This is a genomic window from Synergistaceae bacterium (assembly GCA_017540085.1).
Lineage (GTDB): Bacteria > Synergistota > Synergistia > Synergistales > Aminobacteriaceae > JAFUXM01.
In genome coordinates, this window is record JAFYBQ010000026.1 from 19334 (window position 1) to 37692 (window position 18359).

General features: G+C 50.4%; 19 protein-coding genes. 11 read left to right on the forward strand and 8 right to left on the reverse strand.

Features of this window, described 5'->3' with window-relative positions; translation table 11 throughout:
• Positions 1–171: 171 nt before the first annotated feature.
• Positions 172–594 carry a PaaI family thioesterase gene (locus tag IKQ95_05155; GenBank protein MBR4196082.1) on the forward strand — a complete coding sequence of 141 codons (423 nt, stop codon included), beginning with the start codon at positions 172–174 and terminating at the stop codon, positions 592–594.
• A gap of 52 nt (positions 595–646) precedes the next feature.
• Here the strand turns inward: IKQ95_05155 and IKQ95_05160 are convergent, their stop codons facing one another.
• The 7 genes from IKQ95_05160 to IKQ95_05190 form a co-directional block, all read right to left on the reverse strand.
• Positions 647–1801, reverse strand: coding sequence for a 2-hydroxyacyl-CoA dehydratase (locus IKQ95_05160; GenBank protein ID MBR4196083.1), 1155 nt, complete (start codon positions 1799–1801; stop codon positions 647–649).
• 67 nt (positions 1802–1868) lie between these two features.
• Positions 1869–2876, reverse strand: coding sequence for an ABC transporter substrate-binding protein (locus IKQ95_05165; protein ID MBR4196084.1), 1008 nt, complete (start codon positions 2874–2876; stop codon positions 1869–1871).
• 4 nt (positions 2877–2880) lie between these two features.
• Complete coding sequence (locus IKQ95_05170; GenBank protein ID MBR4196085.1) at positions 2881–3657, reverse strand: ABC transporter ATP-binding protein; 777 nt, start codon at positions 3655–3657, stop codon at positions 2881–2883.
• Positions 3654–4691: an ABC transporter permease subunit gene (locus IKQ95_05175; GenBank protein ID MBR4196086.1), complete on the reverse strand. Its 1038-nt coding sequence runs from the start codon at positions 4689–4691 to the stop codon at positions 3654–3656. The genes IKQ95_05170 and IKQ95_05175 overlap by 4 nt, the downstream gene beginning before the upstream one ends.
• A 223-nt stretch (positions 4692–4914) precedes the next feature.
• Positions 4915–5868 carry a radical SAM protein gene (locus IKQ95_05180; GenBank protein MBR4196087.1) on the reverse strand — a complete coding sequence of 318 codons (954 nt, stop codon included), beginning with the start codon at positions 5866–5868 and terminating at the stop codon, positions 4915–4917.
• A complete protein-coding gene (locus tag IKQ95_05185; GenBank protein MBR4196088.1) occupies positions 5865–6245 on the reverse strand; it encodes a glycine cleavage system protein H in 381 nt (126 codons plus the stop codon). Before IKQ95_05185 ends, IKQ95_05180 begins: the two co-directional genes overlap by 4 nt.
• Positions 6246–6335: 90 nt before the next feature.
• Positions 6336–7628, reverse strand: a complete 1293-nt coding sequence (locus IKQ95_05190) for a hypothetical protein (GenBank protein ID MBR4196089.1) — start codon at positions 7626–7628, stop codon at positions 6336–6338.
• Positions 7629–7769: 141 nt separating this feature from the next.
• Here IKQ95_05190 and IKQ95_05195 point away from each other — a divergent pair, with 141 nt between their 5' ends.
• The 6 genes from IKQ95_05195 (at position 7770) to aspS (ending at position 14741) form a co-directional block, all read left to right on the forward strand.
• Entirely contained in the window at positions 7770–8120 is a 351-nt protein-coding gene (locus tag IKQ95_05195) for a hypothetical protein (GenBank protein ID MBR4196090.1), read from the forward strand.
• Positions 8108–9010 (forward strand): ABC transporter ATP-binding protein, encoded by a 903-nt coding sequence (locus IKQ95_05200; protein MBR4196091.1) that lies wholly within the window; start codon positions 8108–8110, stop codon positions 9008–9010. The genes IKQ95_05195 and IKQ95_05200 overlap by 13 nt, the downstream gene beginning before the upstream one ends.
• A complete protein-coding gene (locus IKQ95_05205) occupies positions 8992–9825 on the forward strand; it encodes a hypothetical protein (GenBank protein ID MBR4196092.1) in 834 nt (277 codons plus the stop codon). Before IKQ95_05200 ends, IKQ95_05205 begins: the two co-directional genes overlap by 19 nt.
• Entirely contained in the window at positions 9815–10765 is a 951-nt protein-coding gene (locus IKQ95_05210; GenBank protein ID MBR4196093.1) for an AIR synthase family protein, read from the forward strand. Before IKQ95_05205 ends, IKQ95_05210 begins: the two co-directional genes overlap by 11 nt.
• 58 nt (positions 10766–10823) lie before the next feature.
• A complete protein-coding gene (locus tag IKQ95_05215; GenBank protein MBR4196094.1) occupies positions 10824–12797 on the forward strand; it encodes a BACON domain-containing protein in 1974 nt (657 codons plus the stop codon).
• A 144-nt stretch (positions 12798–12941) separates the two neighbouring features.
• Complete coding sequence (aspS, locus tag IKQ95_05220) at positions 12942–14741, forward strand: aspartate--tRNA ligase (protein MBR4196095.1); 1800 nt, start codon at positions 12942–12944, stop codon at positions 14739–14741.
• Positions 14742–14799: 58 nt separating this feature from the next.
• Here the strand turns inward: aspS and IKQ95_05225 are convergent, their stop codons facing one another.
• On the reverse strand, positions 14800–15057 hold the full coding sequence (locus IKQ95_05225) for a zf-TFIIB domain-containing protein (protein MBR4196096.1): 258 nt from the start codon (positions 15055–15057) through the stop codon (positions 14800–14802).
• Positions 15058–15268: 211 nt separating this feature from the next.
• Between IKQ95_05225 and IKQ95_05230 the strand changes: the two genes are divergently transcribed.
• From IKQ95_05230 to flgK, 4 genes are read left to right on the forward strand one after another with little or no spacing between them, the layout of a single operon-like run.
• Positions 15269–15826 (forward strand): hypothetical protein, encoded by a 558-nt coding sequence (locus IKQ95_05230; protein MBR4196097.1) that lies wholly within the window; start codon positions 15269–15271, stop codon positions 15824–15826.
• Complete coding sequence (locus IKQ95_05235) at positions 15826–16272, forward strand: flagellar biosynthesis anti-sigma factor FlgM (GenBank protein MBR4196098.1); 447 nt, start codon at positions 15826–15828, stop codon at positions 16270–16272. The genes IKQ95_05230 and IKQ95_05235 overlap by 1 nt, the downstream gene beginning before the upstream one ends.
• A gap of 5 nt (positions 16273–16277) precedes the next feature.
• Positions 16278–16733: a flagellar export chaperone FlgN gene (flgN, locus tag IKQ95_05240; GenBank protein ID MBR4196099.1), complete on the forward strand. Its 456-nt coding sequence runs from the start codon at positions 16278–16280 to the stop codon at positions 16731–16733.
• A gap of 6 nt (positions 16734–16739) precedes the next feature.
• Positions 16740–18323 (forward strand): flagellar hook-associated protein FlgK, encoded by a 1584-nt coding sequence (flgK, locus tag IKQ95_05245; protein ID MBR4196100.1) that lies wholly within the window; start codon positions 16740–16742, stop codon positions 18321–18323.
• Positions 18324–18359 lie beyond the last annotated feature (36 nt).

Sequence of the window (18359 nt, forward strand, 5' to 3'; positions counted from 1 at the left end):
GCGGGAATTTTACAGGGAAATTTTTATTTTGTCAAATAGACTATATAATAGGCGGTGAGTTTTGCGCGTGTAACATTTGCTGAAGGCTTGAAATTTTTGACGGCTGGGAATGTTCACGGCTATGGAAAAAATATCATTTATACATTTCACACTAAGGAGATTTCCATCACAATGGCAGAAGAAATAAAGATTAACCGCGAGGCATTAATGACGCTGAAAAATGATATTGAGTGCAAGACGGGCTTCCGTTTCGTGAAAATTGAAGACGGAGTCGCAGTCAGCGAGCTTGATTTACAGGAGGATCACTTCAACCCCTACGGAATACCCTACGGAGGCGTGTTATTCACGATGGCGGATGACACAGCCGGAGTCGCTTTCATAAGCGCGGGCGGGTACGGTGTAACCATCAACGGACATGTAGACTACCTGAGAGGCTCACGGAACGCGCAGAAGCTAATCTGCACCGCCAAAGTCAGGAAGGCCGGAAAAAGAATATTCTACATTGACGCTGATATAGTGAATGAGAAGGGGGACGACCTTTGCCGATTCAAGTTCGTTTTCTTCAACTTTGAGCCGGACGAGGGAGCGAAATAATTACCCGGCAATTTCTGAATCCCCGCCGGATTTAGGTATCTTTGTCCGTGCCTCACGCCGCGGCTGTCATGATTTCGATAAACGCTTCGAGGCGCGTCTCAATCTGTCCTTTGTCGGACTGCGAAAAATCCGTGTCGAGTCTCAGATACGGTAGCCCTAATTCATTCTGCACGACTCCCGCCGTCGTGAATGCCTCAACCGCAAACGTGTGGCAGCCGTGAAGCACGATCTCAATTACTCCGTCAGCTTGGTATTCTTTTGCCGACTCGCGAATGTCGTCAAATCTTGCCTCGTTCGGTGTCATTACGGAGCAATTAATCTTCAGATAGCGTTCTGCGATTGCCCTGTAGGGGTCTTCTGCGTTCTCGTCTACCATAAACTTTTGGACGCGAGGGCCTGAGCATATATCCGCGCAGACATAATCAGCTCCGAGTTCCTCAAGCCGCTTTATGATTTTGTCGCGGACTCCTGCGTTCGGGCAGCCTGTGATTAATACGCGGGGACGTTTCGCGCCGTTGTCATTGCGGACTCGTGTCTTCATTTCGCGGGTAATGCCTTCAATTTTCGCTATCAAGTCATCATCCGTAAAGTGAAAATCTGCGCTCTCTGCTACTGTCGAAATCTCGTAGCCTGAAACGGGCGAGGGATTCTGCTTTGCGACCTCGTACAAGTCAACGATTGCACGGCGGAGTCTGTTGCGGTATCTTATTGCCTCCCGTAATTTTTCGTCAGTGATTGTTACTCCGAATAGCTCCTCAAGAAATCGGGCTGTCTTCCTCATTTCCTCAGTCCACATTTCAAGCGCGTATGCCTGAGTCCGGCTTTGCGGAAGGTTCAGAACGTGAACGGGCTTAATCTTGTTCATAAGCTCGTACATTTTCTTTTTCCCGTCGCAAGTTGTCTCGGCTATTATCGCGTCTGAGAAATAAAAGTACGGGCATTGATCCGTGAATGCCATTCCGTAGCTGGCTTTTATGAGCGGGCATATCGTTTTCGGCAGGACTGTCTCAGCCTCTGCGATTCCCTGCTCGGATTTCCCGCACAAACCTACGGAGATTGCTCCGGCGGCGTTGATGATTTCTACGGGAGTGTATGAGCAGAATGTTCCGATTACTTTTTTCCCGGACTCTTTTGCGCTGTAGAGTGCCATGAAAGATTTTTTGCGGGCATCGTTGAATGTCTCAAAATTTTTCGGAAGTGATAGCAATTTTATTCCCCCTCAATGTGAAAAGGACAGGAAGATTTTTCCTCCTGCCCTGAAAATTTCCGTGTGATTATTTCTTCATGAGTACTCCGTCCCAGACGCGGGCGAGTGTCTCTTCTGTGTCGTAATTCTTGTTGAGGATTCCGCAGGTCTTGTAGTCGTCAATGACTTTTCGGAGCGTCGCTTCTGTAGTCTCATCTGTTACTGAGTAATCAAGCGTGTTGTAGAATGCAAGCACCTTGTCAAATTTGCCAGATGCCCATTTGTTTTCGAGCATTAATTTTACGGCCTCCTCGCGGTTCGCCATTATCCATTTGCGGCAGTTCTCGTGAGCCTGTGTTAATTTCCGGGCGGTAATCGGGCTGTTCTCGACAATGTTTTTTGACACCGCGAATATACAGCAGGTCTCATTCTTGAAATCATCATCGAACGTAATCGAGCGGATAATTCTCAATGTCCCGTTCTCAAGAAATTTCTGTATGAACTGATCACTGAGTAACGCCGCGGCTACTTCCCCGTTCTGCATGGCAAGCACCGCCGCCCCTGAGTCTGTCGTCTTGAACTTCACGCCCCGCACAGGGTCAATACCATCACGTAGTAAGAATCTCATTGTGATGTTCGAGTCTGACCCGCCGATTGCCGTTGTGATGGCTATCGTTTTGCCGATTAAGTCTTTCGTTGTCTTGTAGGGTGAGTCGGCCAATACACACAGCGATTTGCAGCCCGTGTGCATTCCCGTCGTGAACTTCATCTGAACGCCGTTAGCCGCAGGCACAAGAAGAGTCGCGATATGTCCCCCGGCAATGTCAATCTTACCCGTTCCGAGAGCGTCGCCGAGTGTTACCGTGTCGCCCTGATAGCGCACTAACTCAACGTCAAGACCTTCCGCCGCGTAAAAGCCTTTCGCGTGAGTCAGGCCGAGAGTCCCTGTGCAGAGTCCGCCGTTGTAGCCGACTTTGATTTTCTTGCCGTAAGCAGGCTCCTTCTTCCACGCTTCAAGCTCCTCTTCAGGTGTCATAGCAAGCGCGCCCGTAACAACAAACAATACTGCAAAAATTCCCGCAATTAATCTCTTCATGCGGTTATACCTCCTTTGTATTTTTCTGCCCGAAATCGAGCATTCCCAACACTTTTTTCCGCCACTGCAAAAACTCATCGCTTGTCCTGACTCGCGGGTACGGCATATCATTTACCAGGTCAGCGCGGACTCTTCCCGGTCTCGGTGCCATCACAAGAATACGAGTCCCAAGATATATAGCCTCGTCAATGTCATGCGTTACCATCAGGACAATATGCTTTGAGGTCTGCCACAGGCGTAATATTTCGTCCTGCATATTCATTCGCGTGAATGCGTCCAAAGCTCCGAGCGGTTCGTCAAGCAAAAACACTTTGGGATTGTTTATCATCGTTCGGATTAATGCGAGCCTCTGAGCCATTCCGCCGGATAACTGGTGCGGGTAATCGTTCCTGAAATCAGCAAGCCCGGCCATCTCTAAGAGCCTTTCAGCCTCGGCCATGTATTGAGAGTCGCGCCTCCGTCCCTGCATACGCGCTGTAAAGTGCAGGTTCTCTTCAGCCGTAAGCCAGGGGAATAATGTAGGCTTCTGAAATACCATTCCGCGCCAGGTGTCAGTGCCTCTGATGATTTCGCCGTTGAGCGTGATTGTTCCTGCTGTCGGGAAAATGAGTCCGGCAATTAGGCGCATTATCGTTGATTTTCCGCACCCTGAAGGCCCGACAATAGACAGAAATTCGCCGTCATGCACCGAAAAATTTATGTCCTCAAGTGCCTGTGTAACGTCTTCTCCCTCAGTGCGTGCAAAACTTTTGTGGACGTGTGAAAGCTCAAGATGATTCATTCCGTCATACCCTCCTGCCAGCGCAACAGCCTGCGTTTTACGGCACTGAGTCCCCAGTTGACCGCGATAAATACGATACATAGCACGACAATGGCCGCGTACATTTTCCCGTACTGCGCCCAGCTCCTTTGCCATGAGACATACCAGCCGAGTCCCGACTCAACCCCGACCATCTCAGCCGTGATTAGCGTCAAACATGCCGTACTCATTCCCTGCGTGAGTCCCTGAAGGATATTCGGCACGGCGAAAGGGACTGCGACATTCAGCACAAGGCGAATCCGGCTCGCTCCGAGAGTTTTTGCCGCGTCATAATATGATTTGTCGATGTTGCGTATACCCGTCATTGTCGCGATAGTCAGGGAGTACCACACGCCCAGCGCAATAATGAACACCGCACCGCTGAATAACGTTGACGCAATCACCATGACGATCGGAATCCATGTAGGCGAGGGAATAGCTCCGACAAGTTTCATGAAAGGGGAAATCCAATAGTCCGCGTTCCTCGAACACCCGCAGGCGACTCCCGTAACAATTCCCAGAAACGCCCCCGAAAAATAGCCCGTGAATAACAGCTTGAGAGAATTTATTGTGCAGTCCAAAAGATAAGCCCGGTCATCAATAATTGCGTTCAAAATTTCGTCCGTCCACGTGAAATATGGCAGGACTAATTTCCCGGTCTTGAGCGTCATATAGTCATAGGCCGCCAATAACACAAATATAAATGCGTAGAACGGGGCTTTGTACCTGAGAACGAGAAATATTTTCTTGCTGAAGAATGACATCACGAAATACATTCCCGCAATCGCAATCAGAATCGCAAGGAAATATGTATATGTTGACGTTGATTTGTTGCCCTTCAGGTTCGGAATATAGAGATATTCAGCGAGTGCCAATAGTCCGAATATCACGGGCATGAAGCATATCACGTAATCCATAAATACACGCAGGGGCGTTTTCGGCCTGCTCTCAAGCTCGGCGAGTCTCTCCCGCGTCAAATGACTCAGGACATCAGCCCCGGAAGTTTTTTTGTGCATGTGAAAATTATTCTTAATGCAAAAATTTTATGTGTCTATGTGAATCCGCTGCCCTGAAAGTTTGCGGGAGGTTAATTTTTGACGGGTAAAATTTCAACGCAGCAGAATGCAACACGTGCATGATTATTTCTTCACGTAAACACCCTGTGCATTGAATTTTCTCCTTCCTGAAAAGATAGTGTGATGATACCGAATCCGCGATTATTCCGCAATAATGATAACGCTATTCCGTTGCCCATTTCCGCCAGCGTTTTAGCTCGTACTGCTTTATGTCGCCCGACTCAATCTCGGCTATAACATCATCAATCCGCCCTAACAATTTCTCTTTATGCTCCGGGATTTTGCCTTTGAGGGGGAAAATGTTTGTCTTGTGAGTCGCGTCCCATATCGCAGAAATTTCGAGTCGTGATAATAATTCGCGGCCTTCTTTGAATGCGTCAAGAGGGTGCATTCTGTGAAATTCGTGGGACTTTATGCGGTCAATCAGCTTTGCGCCTTTGAAGATTACGAGAGTTACAACGGTCAGCGAGAAAGGGTGCGACATGTTGAGGAGGCTTGCTGTTTCGCTGACGTGAGACTCGCTCATGCCATGACCGCCGAGTCCCAGCATGATATAGACGGAGTAATTCATTCCTGCGTCATCAAGAATATTCATAGCCCGGAGATTCTCGGCGCGTGTTATGCCCTTGTTCTGAAACGCTAAAACATCATCGCTCCCGGACTCGACACCGATACAGAGACGGTTATAGCCTGCCTCATGAAGCGCGTGAAGCTCTGCGGGAGATTTCCGGGTAACGTCATCAGCTCTTGAGAACGCCGAAATATATTCGCACTCCGGGAAATTTGAGCGTATCAATTCTGCAATGCGGAGTAATTTTTCGGTGCTTAGGACAAAAGGATTCCCCCCTGCAAGCAGAAAGCGTTTCGGATTCCGCCCCTCGTGAATTTTCTTGAGGCTCTCAACATGGCCGGAGATCTCATCAAAAGAAAGCTCCCGGAATTTTTTGCCCTGATTCAATTCGCAGTATAGGCACTTGTCGTAAGAGCAGCCGACAGTAACAGGAATCTGAACGGTATACGCCTCGGCCATCGGGACATAGTAATAATAGCCGTATTCGCGGTAAATATTTTGCTTGAGGCGGTTAATGTTCTGTATTCGCTCTGCGGTGTCGGTCATGATATGTATGATTTGTAGGCCGACGGGGTCATGAGTGAGTCGAGTTCTGCGGGGTTGTCGGGTGAAAATTCAGCGAGCCAGCCTTCTCCGTAGGGATCAATGTTGACTAGGCCGGGGGATTTCAGGATTTCGGGATTCACATGGGCAATTACGCCTGTTACGGGTGAATGAATTTCGCTGACTGACTTTGTGGCCTCGACTGTGCCGAAAGTTTTTCCGGCCATGACGTGAGTCCCTTCCGGGTAAATCTCAATGTGTACGATGTCGCCAAGTGATGACTGTGAATAGTCGTCAATGCCTGTGCGTATAACTCCGCCGAGATTTTGCGCCCATTCGTTTGAGCGGGTATAGAGTAATTTTTCGTCAATCTCTATCATGACTGCGCCTTCTTTTTTCGGGAATATGCAGGGAAATTACACTATAGGAATCAGAATGTCAACAGCCGCAAAACTTCACGGGGAAAATTTCTACATCCTCGAAACGCTAAAGGCCTTCACGCAAGCATTAGCCCCGATATTCGCGCCGTCCGTCCAATTCACCCCGTCAGCAGAAAAATAGCTCTCTTTCGGATTAACTTCTGCATTCTCGGAGTACCCTTTTACTTTTATTTCCGCAGGAACGTAACCGCCCGGCAAATTCAGGACAACGGAAAAATATTCTCCTTCCTTCAGCGTGAATCGTTCAGGCAAATTCACAGTATGATAGCCGGCGTATTCCTGAGTCCCTTTCACCGCAGCAATCATTTCCCCGTCAGAAGGACTCGCCGGAAATTTATCCCCGTGATGATACACATACGCTTCATACGCTGAATTGTTGTTGAGAGTGTAGAACGCGATTTCCCGGAGCGACTCGCTTTTTCCTGAGACCCAGAAGACGTTTGCACACCAGGAATATTTCACGGGCTTGCAGAATCCCAGCTCATCATAGCCGTAATGCCTCAGCCGGGAATTGTTACGCTCCACTATGAACGCCGTACCCCCTGAGTTATATTGCTCATAGGGCATCCAGAAATAGCCGCCCTCATTGCCGCGCATTGTTCCCCACGAGTTTTTGACGAGCCACGCCCCGTTTCTTTCAGGCTTAGGGGAAAAATTATCGCGGGAAAAATTATCGTCCCAGCCCGCAAGAAGAACATCATGATTCGTTGCTGTCCCGTGCGATTTGTTGAAGTACGTATAATGCCCTCCGCGCCTGCTGTAGTTGTCGGGGTCGCTGTATATGCTGATGACTATTGCCCCGTGAGTCATGATGAGTGATTTCTTGTCGCTGTCGCTGAGAGTCCTTCCGCCTGAAAGAAAATATGCGTTCCTGAGCCTCATTGAACGCCGGAATTTTTCGGGGGCTTTGCGGGAAAGCTCGCGCCGTTTTGAGGCGGTTATTGTTGTCGAGTACGGCAGGAGTCTTTCGTCTGTCGGCCCTGACAGTCGGGACAATAACGCCACAGGCATGAACACGTTGCCTTCAAGCGAGAGAGTCCCGGACTTTATGCGCGATGTGAAGTTGCGACTCTTTATCGGGTCTCTGTAACTGTAGAAGGCTATGTGCATTTCGGAAAGGTCATGAGCTTTTCCGAGTCCCTGTGTCAGCCAGTTTGACTCCATTGCTCCAAGTGCCGCGAACGCCCAGCAGGGGCCGGGGATTCCCTGATTCTTTACGCTTGTTATCCGGCCATAGTCGCGCAGGTCATATCTTGACGGAAGAGCCTCGGCAGAAATTGCAGCGGTAAGCAGAAATGTTATCAGCACAAAAAATTTTTTCACGTATAATCAGCTCCATTCAACAGCAATATTCTACACTGAAGGAAGGTTTTTATTCTGCAATACAATTTTTACGGCTGGGAGAACTCCGGCCATGTTCACGCCATAAATCACGATTACCCCGGCATTCTCACTCCCTGCGACTTGTACGATGCCCTGCTTCACGTCTGGTGCGAATATTCCTGCACTCCGAGACTCCGCCATGAGTGGACAGCCGATAACCCGACATTAGGCCAGTGCGCTATAACATCATTCCTCGCACAGGACATTTTCGGCGGCCATGTTTACGGAGTCCCGCTTGAGGGCGGAAATTTTCACTGCTATAACGTTGTAGGGGATTATGCGTTTGATCTGACTAGTGAACAGTTTGACGGAGAGGCACTGAATTACGCGGGCAATCCTGAGCAGAGCAGGGAGACTCATTTTCTGCGGACGGAGAAGCGAGAACGCTACGAATATTTATGTGCTAGATTGAGGGAGTATTGCGGGAAATAGCGTACAGCGTCAGGAATCTTTGCGCCTGCTACGGGAAAAAGACAGTCCTGCGTGATTTGTCGCTCGATATTCCGCCGGGACTCGTCTCGCTAATCGGGCCTAACGGTTCGGGGAAGTCTACATTTCTGCGAGTTCTTGCGGGATTGATGGCGTATTCGGGGAATGTCATTCTTCATGATTCTGCACCTTGTGAGGCGTTACCCCTTTCGGCAAGCCGTGTCCTCCCTTGTGAGGCGTTACCCCTCTCGGCAAGCCGTGTCCCCCCTAACTTAGGGGGGATGTTGAGCGCAGTGAAACAGAGGGGTGATACATCAGAGGTCAGGAATATTCCCCGGCGTGAATTTGCGCGTAATGCTGCGTTCGTGATGAGCGGAAACAGTCTGAGGCCGTCATACCCTTTCAGCGTCCGCGAGATTATCGAGATGGGCAGGCTTCCCTACAGGGGGATTTTCTCACGGCTGACTCAGTCCGACATTGACGCGGTGAATCAGTCAGCAGAAATTTTAGGGATAACACATCTTCTTGAACGGGACATTATGACTCTCTCTGACGGTGAAAGGCAGCTTGCTTTTCTTGCGTGTTCACTGGCACAGAACACGGGAATAATTCTGCTTGACGAGCCTACGAGCGCACTTGACCCAGACAAGTCCGCAAAAGTTTTCGCGATTCTGAGGACTCTTGCTGACGGCGGAAGGAGTATCATTGCGGCGGTTCATGACATAAATTTGTCGCTGTCATATTCTGATTATTACATTGCGTTAAGGGATGGGGAATTAATTTCGCATGGCCGGAAAATTTCGGGTTCAGTCCTGAGAAAATTATACGGAACAGAATTTATACCCTACAACAACAAAGAAAGGAACGATTCAATGTGGCGCGCTTTGCCGTAACAATATTGATGATTATGATGATGATATGCCCGGCTGAGTCTGAAGCTCTGCGGGTGATTTCGCTTTATCCGGGGCATTCGGACAACATTTCAGCGATGGAGGGGAATTTGATTGCGCTGTCGGAAAATGATGATGATGATTTGCTGCCTGACTTGCCGCGAGTCTCTCTGCGTTCGGGGGCTGAAAGAATACTTGCGTTACGTCCTGACATTGTGATTACCCGGCCATTTGCCGAGCGTATCAACCCGAATATGTATGACGTTCTGAGGCGTTCGGGCGTGAAAGTAGTCAGCATTGACCCGCCGAAATGGGACGATTTCCCCGCATACCTGCTGACCCTCGCGGAGAGTCTCAATCTTGACCCCGTGAAAGGAATCGCCCGGCTAAATTCCGCGCTTGAGGGAATAGAGTCCCCGTCAGCAAAAAAAACCCGCGTGTTCTTGGAGGCAACATCAAGAGAGCTTCACACCTGCGCCCCGGACTCATGGCCTGCCAGACTCATAGCACTTGCGGGAGGCGTGAACATTGCCGCGGACGCTGTGCCATTGCGCGAGGGAAGCACCGTAGCCCCGTATGGCGTTGAGCGTGTTTTGAGGAAGGCGGAAAGCATTGACGTTTACATCATTCAGACGGGGGCAATGAATCCTGCGACTGTTCGAGATTTTCGGGGGCGTGAATGGGCGGGAGCGTTACGACATGCGAGAGTGTGCGAGATCCCCGAACGTTATATCAGCCGTCCTTCACTCTTGGGCCTCGAAAAGGGGATAAAAATCCTGCGTCAGATTTTCACGGAGGACTCGAAAAATGCCCGGTAAATTACAGCCTGATGTTTTGCGCTCGAATGTATTGGACTTTTCCGGGACGGTGAGAAGTGATTTGCTTGTGGGCGGTGGGATCGGCGAGGATGCCGCGTTAATCCGTGTGCCTGACGGGATACTAGTTGCGGCCTCAGACCCCGTAACAGGAGCAACACGCAACGCCGGGAAACTCCTCGTCCACATAAACGCGAACGATATAGCCTGCAAGGGCGGCGATCCTTCCTGGCTCATAGTAACCCTAATCGTACCCGACTCAATGGGCGCGGGATATGTTCATGACATTATGCGCGAGATTCACGAGACGTGCGCGGAAATGGGAATAGCCATCGCCGGAGGACATACGGAATTAACAGACCGTTACGCACAGCCGGTAATTTCGGGTACTATGCTGGGAATGACTCATCACGAACTCAGCGCAAAGAAGATTCACGGCGGTGATGTGATTCTTGTTACGGGGCATTGCGGACTCGAAGGAATGAGCATTGTTGCCCACGACAGGCCGGAACTGTTCGCCGGAATTTTCACGCCTGAAGAGATGACTGTCATACGCTTGTGGGGAAATGATTTCTCCGTCGTCAAGCCCGCAAAAATTCTCCGGGATTACGCTGTGTACATGCATGACCCTACAGAGGGCGGCCTCAATGGAGCGTTCTACGAAATGCAGGAGGGAAGCGGACTCGGAATTGAGATTTTCCGGGAGAATATCCCCGTGTCGCCCCTGACCCTGAGAGCCTCGCGGGAATTATGCTTTGACCCGTACAATCTCATATCATCGGGAATGCTTGCGGCTGTGATTCCTTCTGAGAGAGTCGAACAGGCACAGGCTGAATTAGAGTCAGCCGGAATAAATTCGGGGATTGCGGGAAGATTTGTTGACTGGGGAAAATTATCATTCAGCACAAACGAGGAGTTATGGAAAATTTTAGCTCTGCGCTGAGTCTGTGATAAAATCAACAATCATCATATAATTTGCAATTCAAGGGAGAAGTCTTTTCATGAAGCGTAATTTTGTCCGCGCTATTTTGGTTTTTGCGGCTGTAATTTTCGCGGCTGTTATTTCGGGGGGGTGCGGAGGTTCAAGCGGCGGCATTGTTACAATACCTGACAACCCTACAGAGCCGACACCGCAGACTTCAGCGCGTTATGTCCTTGCGGGAAGCCTCACGGAAGCGCGTTTTGACGGGAGCGACTTAACGCCATACCTCAGCGAGCGTATCACAGAGGCTTACGACACATCCGATATTGCCGGGCTGACAGGTGTAATCAACAGCCTGACCTCAAAGGATATGCTGTTTTTCGGGAATGCCGCGGAAACCTTGCCGGAGAATACCGGGGCCGCTGAGGTGCTGACCCTTCTGGCAAGCCTCGTGAGCGCGTATGAGAGGGGCGTTGCGATGGTCGCTGTTTACGCGGACGAAGCAAGCGTTAGGGCGATGGATGCCTTTGTGGGATTCTCGTTCGCCCGTCCTGACCCGAACGCGCCGTACCCGCTCTTTGAGCTTCTCGGAATAGCGCGCCGTCCGTTTGCTGACGGGATACCGCACGTTTTCACCTACGTGGCGAAATGCAGCGGCAACCATGAATATTACAGCGGCATGATCTCAAACGGCACGTCAGACGACTTTGGGCCGGGGCTTTCTGTTTCAGGCGGGCATAACGAGGAGCTGTGCAGAAGCCGTGTGCAGGCGCTGTTCGACTGGCAGTCGGAGCTTGACGGAAAAATTGAAGAGATGAAAGCGGAAATCGAGTCGGAAGTCGCGGCGGCGGTTACGGTAATTGATGCCAAAGAGCTGGAAAGAAGGACACGTGAAGCCCTCTATCTCGTACAGGGAGTAACGACAGAATACGTGGATATAGAGTCAATGCCGTTTTCGCAGTACTACCGCCAGAACGTGTATGGCCGCGCTGACAAAGAAGGCGTGCTTATGGCCTCGCTTGATATGCTGCCGCAGAATCTTTCCGTCCAGCGCAAAACCAGCGCAAAGTATCAGGTAGTCAGCCTTCACTCGTTCGAAAACCATAACGACTATTACATAGTCAAAGCCTGGGTCGATACAGAGCCGACGCTGGGAAGATACGATGACATGTCCCTTCTTTCGGGCTTCACCAAGTCGCTTGCCCTGTACATGTGGCCGGGCGTGAAAGCAGAACGCCTTGAGTTTTACGACCCTGACAAGACACTTGAAGGCGAATTCTCGTATTATGGACACAGAAAGTGGAGCATTAACAACGGCCTCAGCGTTACTCATAAGCCACAAAATACTTGGGCAGGCCAGAACAATACCGGGCGCTGGATAATGTATGTAGGAAAACGCAGCGGGATACAACTAGGATACACGTACTCTGAGAAGCTGACTTACAGTTCCGACTCACAGGAGTCGTCCAATGGGGATTATAAGATTACCCCTATGCCTTACACAGACAGCGGGACACGTGTCGCGAAATGGAATACCACGGCTGACTGGCCCGGCTACACCAGCGGGGATTACACGCTCTCAAGAGCGTCAGGCACCAGACTGTCGTTCGGGGCAGAGGCTATTTTCCGGGCACTTCCTGCTGAGAGGGACTCGTTTGAGATCTATGCGAAAGCCGGATGGGGAGACGGGATCGCGTTTGACCGCGGCGGCAAGCATTACCAGTTTGAGTCGGCTGTGGACGGGGCAGTTGTCAAGCCGAATTTCCTGCGCCCTCTGTACACGGCTGTAGTTACGGTGAATGATAATGGTTACGTGGCATCGGAAGACTGCTACGCATTCGAGGCGAAACTGATGACAGAAGCAGCCTGGACAGCAGAAAGCGACTCAGACTGGCTTTCAGTGTCCACGAAATCAGGCGGCGAGGGGAGCAGCAGCCTGTATTACACAGCCAGGAAGAATAACACCGGCGAGGAGCGCACAGGGACAATAACGGTCAAGTCAGGCGTAGACGAGGTATATATCACGTACACGCAGAAGGCGCAGGCACAGTAAGACGCTCTGAGCTTCCGCGCTGATACAGTGAAAATATTGCGGCCGGGGATTTTGATTCTCTGGCCGCGGTTTTTTTTGCTGGCAAACGGATATAATATACAGGTTTAATCCCAATAAATTACGAAGGGAACGTGCAAAAGTTTAATGGCAAGAATATTCAACAATGAATGGCAGAGGACGAAACTTTGCGGGACATTCACGGAAGATGACGCAGGGAAGGAAGTCCGCGCAAATGGCTGGGTGCGTGCAAGGCGCGACCTCGGCGGAATAATCTTCATTGAGGTGTGGGACTGGACCGGGCCGATTCAGGTAGTGTTCAACCCTGAAGCCGGAGAGATTCACGACATGGCCGGGAGACTCCGCAACGAGTACTGCATAGCGGTCAAAGGGAAAATGCGTATACGTCCCGAAGGCACCGACAATCCCGAACTGAAGACAGGAAATATTGAGATTGTAGCGTCAGATTTGCTTGTGATGTCGAAAGCAAAACCCCTCCCGTTTGAAGTAGGCGACGAAACAGAAACAGTTGACGAGAACATACGCCTGAAATATCGCTATCTTGACATGCGCCGTGAAAAAATGCAGTTCAACATGAGGACACGCGCAAAGATTAACTCATTCACGCGGCGTTATCTTGAGGAGCGGAATTTTGTCGAGCTTGAGACTCCCATGCTGACGAAGGCAACCCCGGAGGGCGCGAGGGATTATCTTGTTCCTTCACGTGTCAATCAGGGCTGCTTCTACGCACTTCCGCAGAGTCCTCAGCTCTTCAAGCAGATACTAATGATTTCCGGGTTCGACAGGTATTATCAGATTGCGCGGTGCTTCCGTGATGAGGATTTGCGCGCAGACCGCCAGCCGGAATTTACGCAGGTTGACATAGAGATGAGCTACATTGTTGAGGACGATATTATGTCGCTCATTGAGGGCTACATGAAGGGACTCTTTAAGGAGATTCGCGGCGTTGACATTCCGACTCCGTTCATGAGAATGTCATACTGGGACGCGATGGACAAATACGGCAGCGACAAGCCGGATTTGAGGGTGAAACTTGAGCTTTGCGACTTGGCGGACGCATTCAGGGACTCAGGGTTTGAGCCATTCCGCAGAATTTTGGAGAACGGCGGAGTTGTTCGGGGACTCAGGCTTCCGGGGGGAGCGTCATTATCACGCAAAGAAATTCTTGACCTCGAAGCCCGCGCAATAAAGCTCGGCACATCGGGACTCGCAAATTTCCTCTACAAGGACGGCGGACTAAAAGGCCCTCTCGTGAAATTCCTGAAGCCGGAAGATTTAGAGAAGGTTAAAGAACTCGGAGCAATGCAGCCCGATGACGCGCTATTTATCGTGGCTCATGCCTCACGCGCTAAAGCCTGCGAGATTCTCGGAACGTTGCGGCTTGAGTTAGGGAAGAAACGCGCTGACCTTTTCGACGACTCGCCGGACAACTGGCGGTTCTTGTGGGTAACAAAATTCCCGCTGTTTGAGTGGAACGCTGACGAAAAACGCTGGGAGGCTATGCATCATCCGTTCACGTCCCCTGCGCTTGACAATGATACGCCGTTTGACGAAGATCCCGCGAACGCATTAGCCCGGGCGTATGACTGCGTACTCAACGGCAACGAGGTCGGCGGAGGCTCAATCAGGATTCATGACCCTGATGTTCAGGCGAGACTCTTCAAGTGTCTTGGGATTACTCCTGAAGCGGCCAAGCGGAGATTCGGGTTCTTCCTTGACGCATTGTCATACGGGACTCCTCCTCACGGGGGGCTTGCTCTCGGTGTTGACAGGCTCGTGATGTTACTTTGCGGAGGAAACTCAATCCGCGATGTTATGGCGTTCCCTAAGACGCAGAAAGCTCAGTGCCTAATGTCAGGTGCGCCTGACGCTGTAGAGCAGGAAAGACTCGATGAACTTGCAATCAGCGTAGTGAAGGACGAGTAACAAAGGACAAAAAAATTCCCCCCGCCGAATTATGACAGGGGGATTAATTTTATTCCGGCTACTTGTTTGTTGCCTCGTCAACTGCCGCATTGAGGGCGCAAACCGCGCAGGCTTCTTTCGCGCTGTGGACGCTTCCGCATTTCGGGCAGGTTACCATGTCGCCCTCTGTGGCGTATAGCCTTATCCCGTGGCATTCGGGGCATTCGTAAATGTCAACGTGAACCCTGTCGGCCTTCAGAAATGAGCTTCCCATAGGATAGCCTTTCTCCCTGAGCTTTAATTCTTTCTTGCATGACGGGCAAATTTTTTCTGCCATCTCAATACATCACCTTCCGTTAATTTCCCGCAATTATATCACGTGTCCCTGCACTTAAATTTACGGGGATTTAATTTATGGCTTGCCGTGAAAATTTTTGTCCGCACAATTTCTACACGAATCGCAGAGGCTCTCCGGCGGAAAACGGGGAACTTTTTTTCTTAGTGTATAATTTCAGAAATTCATAACCTTACAGGGGGGAATAATTTTCATGAAACGTACACTGACATTTTCACTTGCTGTTGCGCTGGTATTAGTGGCCTCTGTTCTTTTCGCGGCGACAACAGAATACTTCTCGCGCCTTTCTTGCCTTGTGCCTACAGACTGGCGTTACTCAGAAAGCAGCGGCGGCTCCGTTTCTCTCTACAGCAACTACAACAGCAGCGAACGCATGTGGGTGGATGTCGGGAAAATCGGAAGCGGCGAGCTTCTCGAAGACATTGCGCGGGATTACTACAGCCAGGTGCAGGGCAGGGACTTTCAGAGAATCAGCGACTACTATTCATTCACCTATGACGGGAACGGCTATACGTGGTACGTTAGAGTCGCAGACAACCGCACACTTTCGGGGCTGACATCTACAACGTACTGCGTTTTCTCTTACACGTCAGCCACTGACCCAAGGGATGCCGTTGACGTTTTCGACTCGATTACTGTCAGAGGGGATTGGATGAACAGCGGCGGAGGCGGTTCAAGCGGGGGCTGTAACACCGGGCTGTTCTCTCTTTTGGGACTGCTGGCAGGACTCGCGCTTCTCAGAAAGAAATAGTGTTCTCAGGAATCACGAAACGAATCGCAGAGGCTCTCCGGGAAAAATCCGGAGGGCTTTTCTTTTTCCCGTTAAAGACAATCCCGCAAAGCACCGAAAAACTAAGTGAAATAAAAGCGTCATGGAATCTTTCAAGAAGGAGGAGCGTAATAATGATTGGCAGAATATCAGGGCAATACAGCGCGGAAGCCCTGCAAGGTAAAAAATCAAGGCGCAGTGTGTCATACAACAGCGGATCTTTCACGGAGACCGACAACGCTAATATAAGCTCGTTCGGCTCACTTCTGGCAAAAGTCAACGCCGAGATAAAGAATATTCCCGATGTCCGCGAAGACGTAGTAGCAGACTTCAAATCACGCATTGAGTCGGGAACTTACAATCCCCCGCTCGACAAGCTGGCTAATGTTCTCTACATGGCCGGAATGCTTGAAGCCGCAGAAGAGTAAACGCTATGCGCCCTGACGCTGAAGAGCTTATTGACGCGGTGTTAGATGAGGCAGACTGCATTGACGATCTTATAGAGGCAGTCCGGGAACAGCGCGAGGCCATGCGCCGCCGTGATACTGAGACAGTGAACGCCCTTATGGATGAGACCCGCGATTTGTCGTTCGAGGCACAGTCCCAAGAGAAACAGCGCGATGACATAGCAAGGAGATTCGCGGAAAAATATTCCTGCGGGACATCGGCCAGTTCTTTGGTGTCAGTTATGGATAAAGACGAACAGGAAGAATTTAACGGGGCTGTGGACAGATTAACGCAGTCCGTTTTTGTGTTGAAGTCTGAAATGATGATATTAACCGGCCTTATTGACCAGCACGAACAATATACGTCAATGCTCCTCTCAGAATGGCGCAGGCTTAACGGTGATATAGTGTCGCAGTCTGGTTCGGCTGATTTCAGGGGGTAATATAACATGAGCAGCACTTTCGGAGGAATGGAACTAGGCAGGAGCGCGCTAAACGCTTTTAGGCTGGGTATGCAGACGGTCGGACATAATATCTCAAATATGAACACCGAGGGCTATTCCCGCCAGCGAGTAAATTACGCGACTGTAACGCCTGAGAATATATACGGTGTCGGCCAAGTCGGGCAGGGCATGACCATTACGAGTATTGAGAGGATACGCGATGAGTTTCTCGATTTCCAGTTCCGCGACAATCAGTCGACATTAGGCTACTGGGAGAAGATTAATGACCTCTACGACTCGATTCAGAATTATATCTCAGAGCCTAACTCATCAGGAATCCGCGCCGCTATGGATACATTTTTCACGGACTTGCAGACGTTGCAGGAGAAGCCCGAAGACACCGCAACCCGGCAGGCTCTCGTAACATCCGCTAACTCTATAGGCTCAATGCTCGGAAACCTCATAGACAGCTTCAACACGTACAATGAAAGCATAAATCTTGAAATTCAGCAGGCAGTTGATGACGCAAACGCAATGCTTCACGACATAGCCGCCCTCAACAGGGAAATTTACGAGGCAGAAGCCCTCAATCAGAACGCCAACGACCTACGGGACTCCCGCGATGTGTTAATCGATAAATTGTCCAAGATGATGGATATATCCTACAATGAGCCGAAAGAATACGACGGCGTGAAGGGTGAATTTTTCCTCTCTGTGAACGGCAAAGTTTTGGTGCAGGGTCAGAACGTTCGCGAGCTTAAAGCACACGCTTTCATGTGGGACAATCAGGTGTACTATGATGTTCAGGTCGCGGAGAATGAGTTTGACATAGTGCAGGATCCGAATATCGCTGAGGCATTAGCGACAGGCGCGGAGGGATCGTATCAGCTCACGGTTGACAGAATAGCCAACGGAGTCGAATGGACAGCAGGCGGGGGAAATGCTCACTGTCTCGAAACTTACGCGGTAAAGACATCAGAATTTGAGAACGGAATAATCCTGAACGATAACAGCGCGGATATACCGTATAAATTGCAGTTCCGTGTTCTTGACGCAGACAGCAAGCCGAGTGTATTAACCGTGAAAATCGACAAGGCCGCTTCAGGCTGGACTCTCCGCGCCGATAATGGCGGAACAACCGAGACACAGACAATTACAGGCGACATAACAGCGTCAAACCTCGCGCAGTTCATCAGCGACAAAGCAACGGCTCTTAACGTAGGACTCTCGGCAAAAGCTGACGGCAGCGCGATAATTTTTGAGGCTACAGCAACAGTTACAGCGACAAATGAAACATCCCCGCTTGAGCTGACAGACTACTCCGGCATGTTAGGCGCGCTGACTGAGGCAAAACGCGAGCTTCTCGCCGTAAACATGCGTACAGAACCTGCGACTCTCGATGACCCGCTGAACATTTCCGGCTCATTCCGCATTCAGGTCGGCACGCAGGGGACTCGCATAACGTCAAACAACTTCAGCGCGAACGCAGGAAAAGCCCTGAAGGAGGGCGAAATTCTCACGGCGATGAAAAGCGGAGACACTGACGCGGTGAGGAAGCATACATTCCGCATAGGCGTTTCAGGGGATTAGGTCGACATTTCAGCAACATGGAACGATTCAACAGGG

Coding starts and splice junctions, on each gene's coding strand:
- IKQ95_05155 (MBR4196082.1), top strand. CDS start 172: ATGGCAGAAGAAATAAAGATTAACCGCGAGGCATTAATGACGCTGAAA.
- IKQ95_05165 (MBR4196084.1), bottom strand. CDS start 2,876: ATGAAGAGATTAATTGCGGGAATTTTTGCAGTATTGTTTGTTGTTACG.
- IKQ95_05170 (MBR4196085.1), bottom strand. CDS start 3,657: ATGAATCATCTTGAGCTTTCACACGTCCACAAAAGTTTTGCACGCACT.
- IKQ95_05175 (MBR4196086.1), bottom strand. CDS start 4,691: ATGCACAAAAAAACTTCCGGGGCTGATGTCCTGAGTCATTTGACGCGG.
- IKQ95_05180 (MBR4196087.1), bottom strand. CDS start 5,868: ATGACCGACACCGCAGAGCGAATACAGAACATTAACCGCCTCAAGCAA.
- IKQ95_05185 (MBR4196088.1), bottom strand. CDS start 6,245: ATGATAGAGATTGACGAAAAATTACTCTATACCCGCTCAAACGAATGG.
- IKQ95_05210 (MBR4196093.1), top strand. CDS start 9,815: ATGCCCGGTAAATTACAGCCTGATGTTTTGCGCTCGAATGTATTGGAC.
- IKQ95_05215 (MBR4196094.1), top strand. CDS start 10,824: ATGAAGCGTAATTTTGTCCGCGCTATTTTGGTTTTTGCGGCTGTAATT.
- aspS (MBR4196095.1), top strand. CDS start 12,942: ATGGCAAGAATATTCAACAATGAATGGCAGAGGACGAAACTTTGCGGG.
- IKQ95_05225 (MBR4196096.1), bottom strand. CDS start 15,057: ATGGCAGAAAAAATTTGCCCGTCATGCAAGAAAGAATTAAAGCTCAGG.
- IKQ95_05230 (MBR4196097.1), top strand. CDS start 15,269: ATGAAACGTACACTGACATTTTCACTTGCTGTTGCGCTGGTATTAGTG.
- flgN (MBR4196099.1), top strand. CDS start 16,278: ATGCGCCCTGACGCTGAAGAGCTTATTGACGCGGTGTTAGATGAGGCA.
- flgK (MBR4196100.1), top strand. CDS start 16,740: ATGAGCAGCACTTTCGGAGGAATGGAACTAGGCAGGAGCGCGCTAAAC.